The following is a 9,646-nucleotide window of genomic DNA, read 5'->3' as shown; positions in this document are numbered from 1 at the left end:
GTACTGGACTGCTTCTCCCGCCGCATCATCGGCCATTCCATCGACATCCGCCAGACCACCGAACTCGTGGTCGATGCGATGGCCGCCGCAGTAGCTAGACATCGCCGCCTTTGCACCGGTACGGGCGTCCTCTTCTGCCGCTGATGCTGTGCGTTCGTTTCAGGGAGGTGGCCGGGGTCTGCCAGCTCGAGCAGCGTCGGAGCGATTATCCGGTTGTCGGAGTTCGGCGGGATCGTCAGACTCGGTTTCGTGGCCGATGGACGGAGCGGGGCGCGTGATGGCGGGCGGGCCACGGTGAGGTTGTGGCGTCCGGTCGGGCCGGCGGAGTTGTCGTTGGTGTGTGCGTCGGGGTGGCGGGTCTGGCCGCCCCGGCTGCCGGATCAGCCGATCTTCTATCCGGTGTTGAACGAGGCGTATGCGGTGAAGATCGCTCGGGACTGGAATGTGCCGGTGTCGGGCGCCGGTTTCGTGACGCGTTTCGAGGTCGACGCGGACTTCGCGCGCCGTTATCCGGTGCGGCAGGCGGGTGGGCGGACGATCCTGGAGCTGTGGGTTCCGGCCGGGGAGCTGGAGGAGTTCAACGCTCATCTGGCCGGTCCGATCCGCGTTGTCCGCGAATTCCACGCTCCCGGTTACGGCCCGCTGGCGATGCGGGTCGTCGAAGCGGTCACCGGTGGCCAACGCTCGGATGAGGTCGCGGCGATGTTGACGGTCGCCGGCGCCAAGACCTGGGTCGGGCTCGACCGGGCGCTGCGCACCCCGGCCGTGGTGTACGACGGGAGGCCGGTCGGGACGATGAACCGGCCGCCGGCCGATGAGCGGCTGTCGCGGCTGGTGGCGGCGTGCTCCCCGGACGGCCGCCGACGGGAGTCGGCGGTCGCGGATCCGGTGATGTGCGCCGATGGGTTGCTGTTGCCCGTCCTGGTGCTGCGGACCGCCGACTGGGTGCCGCAGGTGCGTGAGCGTGCGCGCCGCACGTTGACTGCCGCATTGCGGTCGGCGAGTACTGCGGCGTTGTTGGCGGCGGCGAGTGTGGCGGTGGCGATCGGATCGTGGACGCGCGGTGGCCATGCGCTGGAGGCCGTCGCCGGGGCGCTGTGCACGGCCCCGGATGAGGTGCTGGCGTCGGCCCGCAGGCATCCTGACATCGGGGTGCGGCGGTTGGCGTACCGGTCGTGGCTGTCCTCGGGCCGTTCCCGGCACGAGGAGGTCATGCGCGCCGCCCTGGGTGAACACGATGGGGTCTGCGCGCTGCGGTGTGCGCAGTGGCTGGTGTCCGATGCGGTTCGAGACCGGCGTGTCGACGTCCTGGAACGGCTGTTGGAACAGGGAAGCGCGAAGGTCGGGGTCGAGGCGCTCACCGCATTGGTGAGGCTCGGCCGCCCGGAAGCAGGTGTGGCTCATCTGCCGGATCGGTCGGCGATGATGCGCGCCACCGCGCAGTGGGCCGTCCGCCGCGCCGACCGCAGTCCTGCCGCGATCTACCGCGATGCGCTGGCCGGTGATCGGCCACCGGGCCGGGCCCGGGCGCTGGTCGCCGGGCTCGGTGAATGCGGCACACGTCAGGATTTGCCGGCGCTTCTGCCTTTCCTGAAGCACCCGAGTCCCCGGGTGCGGGCCGAAGCGGTACGAGCCGTCCGCCGACTGGGCGGATCCGTCCCCCGGATTTCCGACATGCTCGCCGATCCGGCCCCAGTGGTCGTCCGGGCGGTCGAGCAGGCACTGCGCAACGAGCCCTACGCGGTGCCGACCCCGCGGCTGTGGGCCTTGCTGGCCGCCGATTCACCACCGCATGTTCGACTAGGGGCCTACGACCAACTGCGCATGAAGGACACCTGGACCCGCGTCCACGTCGACCTCCACCTCCTGGCCGCCCGCGACCGAGAACTCGGCAACCGGGCACACACTGACCTGACCGACTGGTCACGCCACAGCGCCGCAACCGCCTACCGCACGCCGACCAAGGAAATGGCACTGCGACTCGGTCAACTCATCGACATGGCCGAGGCGCTGATCGGCGCCCAGCACGCCCACCAGCTGCGCTGGACTCTCGCCATCAACCGAGAGCACTCCTCGTAGAGCGGCGACAAATCACCACCCAGCACAGGTCCGCCACGCTCCATTACGACGCCGAGGGCGATCACCGCGAGATCGCCGACGTCCTCACATGCCGCCGAGCGTCACCACCCGGCTCGTAGCTTGACGCGCGAGGACGGTGAACGGTCGATGGAGAGCACTCCGGCCTCTTCCAGAAGGACGGCCACCCACCCTGCGGTAGCCCGCTTGAGGAAGCGTTTCAGGTGCTCATCCAGGCTTCCAACCTTGGCGTCTACCGAGTACGCGCTGCCGATCAGTACCCAACCGCGTCCCCGCAGGAGGTCCGGAACTTCCTCCAACGCCCGCCACGGCAAGGGCGTTCATGCCTCTTTCTGACCGAGAAGCAGCACCACCCCATCGGTGGTGTAGCGGGCTACTGTGAAGCGACCACGTCCAGACGGGGTCGCCAACGGTCCCCCAGGAGAGACAGCCGCGCGAATCGCATCCTCTACTCGTCCCGTCACGCAGCCGATCCTGACCCAATCCTGGCGAACTGTCGACGGCCTCTCATGGCAGCCGCAGAGAGAGCGACGGCCCGGGCGCCGGGACCGAGCCTGGCCGGCCACCGGTCCTGAGGCAATGAAACAACTAGCCGCGGGTCGTGCGTGACCACGCGTCTGGAGGTCGTGAGCACGGGACAGACTTACGCCGTGACGGGAAGGTCCAGGACGGGGCGGACAGCGGCGAACATGTCATGTGGGCCTCGCGCGGCAGACAGCAAGGCCAACCACTCGTTACATCCCTGCCAAGGGCTCATGTCCGCGGCGCCGCCTCGAATCACCCGGACTCCGTCGCCGTGGCGGGGAGCCGCATCGGTCGGCGCGCCGGCGTAGCCAGGCACGTATGCATCGGCGCACAACTCGCCCAGTGAGCCCATGGCCGCCAGTCCGAACGCGTTCTCGTTCGCCAGGACGCGCCGTTCCACCCCGAAGTGGTCCAACAGATCGGTTTCGGACGGTACCAGGTCACCTCGATACGTCAGGGTCGTGGTTCCGGCCCGCGCGGCGTACTCCCACTCCGCCTCGCTGGGCAGCCGAAAAGGCAGCAGATCCAGCAGATCGTCCAACTCGTCCTCCAGGCGGGCGGCGTTGGCGTCACTATCGGCATAGTCGTCTTCGTAGTCGGCCAGCCAGTGCCGCACCTGCGCCACCGTAAGCGGGCACCGCGCCATCAGAAACGGCCCGACCGTCACCGAACGAACCGGACGCATCTCCTCGATGTTCTCCAACAGCAGTTCGACACCGTCATCAGCCTCGCCGTCGGCGGCGATCACATGCAACGCCGCCACCTCGGCGTCCGACAGACCCATTTGGAACGTACCGCCCGGCACCAGTCGGAACACCAAACCCGACGTGTCATGCCGCCACGCAGCCCGGTCCCCGACAACCCTTCTGTCCCATTCCGGACCCAAATCGCTGAGCACAGCCGAACCGTAACAGCACCGTAGGACAGGCACCCCAACGCCGGCCGGCGACGCGGAGGCGGTTACCGCGGCACCGCGCCGTTCGTTTGTTCCGAGATCACGGGATAGGAAGACACGCCACAGCAGACTGAAGTCCTCAGCGAGTCGGCCTCCGGGGTACCAGACAGGTTCCTCCGTGCCGGGCAGCGCGACAGCGTAGCCGGTGAGCTGGTCGGGATCCAGCTGACTCCAACGACGCTTGACCAGCAGCCCTCGCCGCTGAAGCAGGTCGAGCAATTCCGAAGCCGTCCGGGCTTCGTCCGCCGCACGACGGACGGTCGTCCGCAAAACGGCGCGAGCCGTCCGCGCTGACAGATGCCGGCCTGACAGCGGACTAGGCCCTGGACGGCCAGGCCCTTCCACGCTCCACCGGCGCCGGAGTTTGGGAAGGGTCGGGTCGCCGACGAGCTTCCCGCCGCCGAACCACACAGGCCGTCCGGAGGCGCTCAGATCATCGGGCAGCGCGACGGCGTAACCGGTGACCTCGCCGGCGAACCGTGTGCTGTGACGGTTGCGCACCAGGACGCCCTCAGCCTCCAGGGCATCGAAGAAGTCAGCCCCCGTCCGCGCTCCCGCCGCCTGATGCCGCTGGCTCATCGCGATCCGCACATCGTGGCGGGGTAGGCGGCAGAGCACCAGCGCGCCGACCGCGCAGAGGTCGCCCCGGGTTAAGGCCGCCCAACCAGGGCCGACCACGCTGACGACCATCCCCGACGATGACAAGCCGATCAGCAGTCCGATCGAATCAGTTTGCTTGATGAGTGCGTTTCCTGCGAGCCGACATTCGAGTTCACACAGCGCGTACAGCACCCGGCCGGCGCCGCGCAAAAGACCGTCGTCGACGGTGTCGGGTCCGAGCGCTCCGGCCAGGTCCCCGGACTCGGCGACGACATCGGCGAAGTACACGTCCAGGAACTCGCCGTCGCAGGCGTCGCGGATCAGCGAGTCCTTGTCGAGCCGCTCCACGCGTGCTCCGCGCAGGAGCATGATCGCGTCCGCCCGTGCCCAGCCGCTGGTCTGGCGGGCCATCTCCAGCAGCGCTTCGTGCGGGCGCGACTGTGAAGCGGCCAGGGCATCGGCCGTGCAGCAGCAGGGGCCGCCCAGCGAGCCGAGGGCGAGGGATGAGGTCGCGGTCGTCGTCGTGCCCGGCCACACCAAGCAGGATCAGACCGAGGTTGACCGCGCTGAGGTGGGTACCGGTCCCGGCCAGCCATCGCCCCAGCAGGCGAAGCCGGCTCGCCGGAACATGATCAAGTTTCCGGATCCCGGCCGCCAGCTCGCCGCGGCTGTCGCTGACATCCAGTCGCCGGAGGCGGCCGTTGATCACGGGTGAAATGTACACCCTGGGCCGTCGCGCCTTTATGGATGGTCGTGTGCAGCCCTGACCGGCGTGCACCAGACGGCTGATCGCCCCGGCGGTGCTGCCCGGCGATACCGAGACCTGGAGCGACCGGCAGGGCTCCCACAGCAGTACGACGGGCCGGCTCGTCGCGTACTCGCTGGCCGACGGCGAACGGGTGTGGATCAGCGAGTTCAGCGGCGAGGTACTCGGCCTGACCGGCGACGGACGGAACGTCACCGTGATCACCAGCGGCGGCGACCGCGTGGCACGTGTAAGAGTCCGCTGATCATGCGCCAACCGTCTCTAATGCTGACCTCATCCCCGGTCCTCCGTGAACCGGTCGCGGTAACGGCCAAGAGCGGTGCAGGTTGAGATCCTTGTCTGACGTCCGCCGACCGGCGCACGGTCCGGCAGAGGCCCTGGCCTCCGCCCTGGAGGCCTACACCGACCTGCGGCTCGGCCCACACTCCGGGCCGGGAGGCCGACCCCGAACACGGGATCTCCGAGCAGGGGGCGCTGCCGCCGCGGCGAAAACGTGAGCCGCCCTGGCCACGGGCGACGCTGCTGCACCTACCGACCGTCACCGATCGAACACCCAAGCGGCCGCTATTTCACACAGCGAAACCTTGCAGTCCGAAACGCCAGAGTCGTAACGTGTTCTAGTGGGCGGATACGACATTTGTGACATAGTCCACCGTCAGGATCTACCGTGACCCCGATGACTCCTGTGACCATTCACCTTCATGCAGCCATCCCAGCCGCTAACATCTGCGAAGTCTGACCGCGCATACTCCGCTACCCGATTGATCATCAGTCTTGCGCATACCCATACTTTTCGGCGACAGGGGAGACTTGGAGCACAATGCTCATCGGGCATACGTCGGGAGAAGAGCGAAGCAGAGGACTTCGACGCCTGATCGTTTTCCTCTCGGGGCGCCGTGGGCTTGAGGAGAACAAGCTCCAGTCCCGGCCTCGCGAGGTCGCAACCGACTGCCTCTTCTGCCAACCGGATGACCCGTCACTCAACAGGATTCTCTGCGAGAACGAGTTATTCTATGCACGCTTTGACAACTTTCCCGCCAATCCCGGACACATCGAAATAGTCCCAAGAAGGCATGTCGTCTCGTTCTTCGAGCTGGACGATCAGGAGGTCCTCAGCGCCTACAGCCTGATGCGCGCGGCGCGGGACCACATCGACGAGAAGTACTTTCCCGAGGCGTACACGATCGGTATCAACGACGGCAAGGCGGCGGGGCGAAGCATCGACCACTTGCACATCCACCTGATCCCCCGACACCATGGCGATGTCGATGATCCTCGCGGAGGCATTCGCCGGGCCGCGCCCAACTCCGACCCGGATGCCTGGCAATGAGGCGGGTTATCGCGTCCCGACCGCGATGAACCAACCGGCACGGCCGGCGAAGCGGATCCGGACGTCGGTGAATCCCGCCGCCTCCAAGCGGTCCGCGAACGCGTCCGGATCGACGAAGGTGAACCAGCGCGGCCCGTCCAGCGATCCGCCCTCCTTCCAGCCCTCCCCGTCGCCGACGCGCATGCTTATCGCCGCGATACCGCTCGGGACCAGTACGCGGTGAACCTCCGCCAGCGCGCGTTCCAGCCCGGCCGATGGGATGTGGAGCAGGCTTCCCGACGCCCACACCCCGGCCACCGACTCGTCCCGGAGCGGGAGTGTCAGGGCGTTCAGCCGCAGGTAGCCGAGCGTGCGCCCCTCCTCGCGTGATCGGCTGCGGGCCCATTCGAGCATGGCCGGAGCGTAGTCACCCGCGATCACCGTACGGCCGAGCGATGCAAGCAGCCTGGTGTCTCGGCCACCACCGCATCCAAGGTCGAGGACGGGCATGGGATGCGGTGCTTGCCGCGCGAACTCGACGACCTCCGTGCGTAGTCCGGGAAACCTGTCGTAGTCCTCGGAGGCTTCGCCATAGGAGTTCGCATTGGCGTCGTAGCAGCCGCAGGTCTGACGGGTGATTTCGCCCACCTCAGACATTCTCGAACCCGTCCTCCCCGACCACGAAGCTCAATGAATTGAGGATATGCCAGATGCGCTGCACATCGAGGGCATCGTGACCATGTGATACATCGAAGCTGACACAGCCCACGAACCCGGAACGACCGTTTCTGATCGGTGTGGCGAAGACCGCACCGCGATGGCGGTAGCGCTGAAACTCCTCCCAGCCGAACCCCATCACGGAATCCACGCCTTCCTGTGCCCGATATGAGGAGAATGTGGCCTCGTCGACCAGGTTTCGGGCGAGCCTTGCCACATCGACGCTCACTTCCTGATCGAGCTTCCAACATAGCCCCACAACGCCGACACCCGGTGTCGGGCGAATCCTGCGAGTCGCCGGTGACGCGCCGAGGCGGTAAGTGGCCACGCGCGTGAGCTCACCGCGAAGCGGATGCCGGTGATTGTGTTTCCGTTGCCAGATGTGCAGCCCTGGATCGCTCACCGCGATCTCGGGCGTCACCGCTCTGCAAACTTCGATCAGTTGCCCGAACGCGGTGAGGACATGCCTGCGCATGACCAGACGGCGCTCGACACGGAGACGGTGAGACCACGACGCGCAGGGGGAAACGACACCGAAGAACCCGGCGGTCAAGATCAATACGATCAAGACGTACGAGTATTCATGCTCGACATCTCTCCATAACTCGGCCGAAGGGAAGCCGTACTGCTTGCCGGCGAGCAGCACCATTGCCGCCAGCACGATTGAGCGGTCTATGGTACGCGCTGCCGCCATCTTCATCTACCGCTCATCCCCGTTCGGCACACCGCAATCCCGCCGCACCCTTGTCAAACCATACCCGGGACGAGTAACAATATGGCTGCCGACTTTGCCAGGGCCATATTCTGGTCGGTCAGATAAAGCAATCAGGCTAGTCCGAATTGCGGTCGAGGTGATCCGTGACCGAACGAGACTCTTGTGCCGGGTCCGATTTCTGTCAAGAGCTCACCGGGGCCGAGCACGTCACCTTCCATCGCGTCTACAACGGATCCCCGCCGGGAAGGATCCTCGCACGCGGCAGCACCCTCGCGCTGCTCGCGGATATGTCGCCACTGACCAGGGGGCATCTGCTGCTGATACCGACCGCCCACTATGTCAGCTTTGGTGCTGTGATGTGCGACCACGCCGAAGACGTGGCAACGGCACTTAAACGAATAATCCCACTATACACGGCAAGTTTCGGCGATCCGGTCTTCCTTGAGCACGGCTCAACAATGGGAATGGAAGGCTCCGCATGCGTCACCCACGCCCATATTCACCTGCTTCCCCTTCCGTTCAGGCAGGTCAACGCGCTGATGGCAAGGGATGGCCTGGTGTCGACCACCCTGGGCGGACTGGCCGATCTAGAACAGTTCGGATATGACGATCGCCCGTACTTCTATTGCGGGGACACGGCCGAACACCAGGTGTACGCTGCGGTACAGGCGAGGCCCCGCCAATATCTCCGATCAGTGGCAGGGAGAATTCTGGGCATCCCGGACCCGGAGTGGGACTACGCAGTCGTCGTCCGAAAAGATCTCCTGACGGCGACGATGAAAGAGACTGCGCGCTGGAGGCTTTCGCTGCCTTAGGCCATTGACACCCCCGCCAAAAGCTGAGGATGGGATGGGTTCCATGCAGAGCACCGGCACCGGCACCGCCTCCGACGAGCCGACGCGGCTGGCCGACATCATCGCGCCCATGTTCGGAGGGCAGTCAGGATGGTCGCAGCGGTTGCAGAACGGAGTCCAGGCCGAACTCATCGCGGGCGCCGACGCCCAAGACGATTGCGCGGTCTTCGGAATCGACGGCCCCATGGAGATCGTCGTCGGGTCGGACTACGTCCGCGGACCGAAATTCCAGCTGTACGAACTCGGCTACCTGTCGAACTACGACATCGGCTACTACCTGGCGATGGCCAATCTCAGCGATATCGCCGCCATGGGCGCGCTGCCGATCGCGCTCCTGACGGTCGTCCGCTATCCGCGCTCACTGCCGGACGACGACTTCACGGCTCTCATGGAAGGGATTCGCGACGCCTGCCGGCAGGTGGGCACGCCCAACGTCGGAGGCGACATCGGCAGCGCGGAGAGGATCATCCTGTCCGCGTCCGCCGTGGGCATCGTCGAGCGAGGCGGATCACTGCTGCGGACCGGTGCCCGCGCAGGAGATCGCCTCTGCGTCACAGGGCCGACAGGGGCTGCGGCGTCCGCACAGCGCTATTTCGGCGGTCTCGGCCCCGGCGCTGCGAAGCTCCCGCCGGCCAAGGAGGAAGTGCTGATATCCGCATGGCGACGTCCCCAGGCGCTCGTGCGGGAAGGGCGCTGCCTGAGCACGAGCGGTGTGGTGACGAGCTGCCAGGACACCTCCGACGGCTTGAAGGCCGGCGTCCAGTCGCTGGCCGCCGCCGGTGGCGTCGGCTTCGTGGTCGAGGAGAGCGCACTCCCCGTCGCCGACATCGTGGCGGAGGTCGCACGGCTGACCAGCGGTGATCTCACCTCGGTCGTCCTGGGCGACTCGGTGGACTTCCAACTGGTCTTCACCGTCGCGGAAGACGGAGTGTCGCAGCTCTCCAAGATCTTCGCGGACGCAGGTCTCCACTTCTGCGACATCGGCTACGCCACCGAAGAACGCGAGGTAAGGCTGACCTCGATCTTTCACGCTGCTGAAGCGTCTGCCTGAACGGCGTGACGAGCGTCCCCGGGAGCGGGTTTTCGGTGTCGGAGCATGCTGATGGCC

Annotated in this window: 9 protein-coding genes and 1 pseudogene; 7 read left to right on the top strand and 3 right to left on the bottom strand. The window is 66.4% G+C overall.

The window, feature by feature from the left end; genetic code table 11:
- Positions 1 to 294 precede the first annotated feature (294 nt).
- Together ACGFIS_RS37255 and ACGFIS_RS37250 are read left to right on the top strand one after the other, a co-directional pair.
- Positions 295 to 621, top strand: a pseudogene (locus tag ACGFIS_RS37255) (ADP-ribosylation/crystallin J1); the annotation flags it as partial.
- Positions 622 to 648: 27 nt separating this feature from the next.
- Positions 649 to 2,079: a HEAT repeat domain-containing protein gene (locus ACGFIS_RS37250; protein ID WP_392973990.1), complete on the top strand. Its 1,431-nt coding sequence runs from the start codon at positions 649 to 651 to the stop codon at positions 2,077 to 2,079.
- A gap of 661 nt (positions 2,080 to 2,740) precedes the next feature.
- Here ACGFIS_RS37250 and ACGFIS_RS37245 read toward each other — a convergent pair.
- A complete protein-coding gene (locus tag ACGFIS_RS37245) occupies positions 2,741 to 4,525 on the bottom strand; it encodes a formylglycine-generating enzyme family protein (protein WP_392973989.1) in 1,785 nt (594 codons plus the stop codon).
- 19 nt (positions 4,526 to 4,544) lie between these two features.
- Between ACGFIS_RS37245 and ACGFIS_RS37240 the strand changes: the two genes are divergently transcribed.
- The 3 genes from ACGFIS_RS37240 to ACGFIS_RS37230 all read left to right on the top strand — a co-directional run bounded on the left by ACGFIS_RS37240 (position 4,545) and on the right by ACGFIS_RS37230 (position 6,273).
- Positions 4,545 to 4,892 (top strand): hypothetical protein, encoded by a 348-nt coding sequence (locus tag ACGFIS_RS37240; protein ID WP_392973988.1) that lies wholly within the window; start codon positions 4,545 to 4,547, stop codon positions 4,890 to 4,892.
- Between the two features lie 85 nt (positions 4,893 to 4,977).
- Positions 4,978 to 5,187, top strand: coding sequence for a hypothetical protein (locus ACGFIS_RS37235; protein WP_392973987.1), 210 nt, complete (start codon positions 4,978 to 4,980; stop codon positions 5,185 to 5,187).
- A 576-nt stretch (positions 5,188 to 5,763) separates the two neighbouring features.
- Positions 5,764 to 6,273, top strand: coding sequence for an HIT family protein (locus ACGFIS_RS37230; RefSeq protein ID WP_392911475.1), 510 nt, complete (start codon positions 5,764 to 5,766; stop codon positions 6,271 to 6,273).
- A 6-nt stretch (positions 6,274 to 6,279) separates the two neighbouring features.
- On the opposite strand, the gene ACGFIS_RS37225 is transcribed toward ACGFIS_RS37230, so the two are convergent.
- Positions 6,280 to 6,900 carry a class I SAM-dependent methyltransferase gene (locus ACGFIS_RS37225; RefSeq protein WP_392973986.1) on the bottom strand — a complete coding sequence of 207 codons (621 nt, stop codon included), beginning with the start codon at positions 6,898 to 6,900 and terminating at the stop codon, positions 6,280 to 6,282.
- Between the two features lies 1 nt (position 6,901).
- On the bottom strand, positions 6,902 to 7,669 hold the full coding sequence (locus ACGFIS_RS37220) for a hypothetical protein (protein ID WP_392973985.1): 768 nt from the start codon (positions 7,667 to 7,669) through the stop codon (positions 6,902 to 6,904).
- Between the two features lie 158 nt (positions 7,670 to 7,827).
- On the opposite strand from ACGFIS_RS37220, the gene ACGFIS_RS37215 reads away from it, so the two are divergent.
- Together ACGFIS_RS37215 and ACGFIS_RS37210 are read left to right on the top strand one after the other, a co-directional pair.
- Positions 7,828 to 8,499, top strand: a complete 672-nt coding sequence (locus ACGFIS_RS37215) for an HIT family protein (RefSeq protein ID WP_392973984.1) — start codon at positions 7,828 to 7,830, stop codon at positions 8,497 to 8,499.
- Positions 8,500 to 8,542: 43 nt separating this feature from the next.
- On the top strand, positions 8,543 to 9,589 hold the full coding sequence (locus ACGFIS_RS37210) for a thiamine-monophosphate kinase (protein WP_392973983.1): 1,047 nt from the start codon (positions 8,543 to 8,545) through the stop codon (positions 9,587 to 9,589).
- The last annotated feature ends 57 nt before the right edge of the window (positions 9,590 to 9,646 follow it).

This window comes from Spirillospora sp. NPDC048824, from assembly GCF_043198455.1.
GTDB lineage: Bacteria > Actinomycetota > Actinomycetes > Streptosporangiales > Streptosporangiaceae > Spirillospora.
Note: the sequence above shows the minus strand (reverse complement) of the source record. Positions and strands in the feature narration are given on the sequence as shown.

Bases quoted from the DNA above. Each gene is read 5' to 3' on its own strand.
- ACGFIS_RS37250 (WP_392973990.1), top strand. From the start codon at position 649: ATGCGGGTCGTCGAAGCGGTCACCGGTGGCCAACGCTCGGATGAGGTC.
- ACGFIS_RS37240 (WP_392973988.1), top strand. From the start codon at position 4,545: ATGATCGCGTCCGCCCGTGCCCAGCCGCTGGTCTGGCGGGCCATCTCC.
- ACGFIS_RS37230 (WP_392911475.1), top strand. From the start codon at position 5,764: ATGCTCATCGGGCATACGTCGGGAGAAGAGCGAAGCAGAGGACTTCGA.
- ACGFIS_RS37220 (WP_392973985.1), bottom strand. From the start codon at position 7,669: ATGAAGATGGCGGCAGCGCGTACCATAGACCGCTCAATCGTGCTGGCG.
- ACGFIS_RS37210 (WP_392973983.1), top strand. From the start codon at position 8,543: ATGCAGAGCACCGGCACCGGCACCGCCTCCGACGAGCCGACGCGGCTG.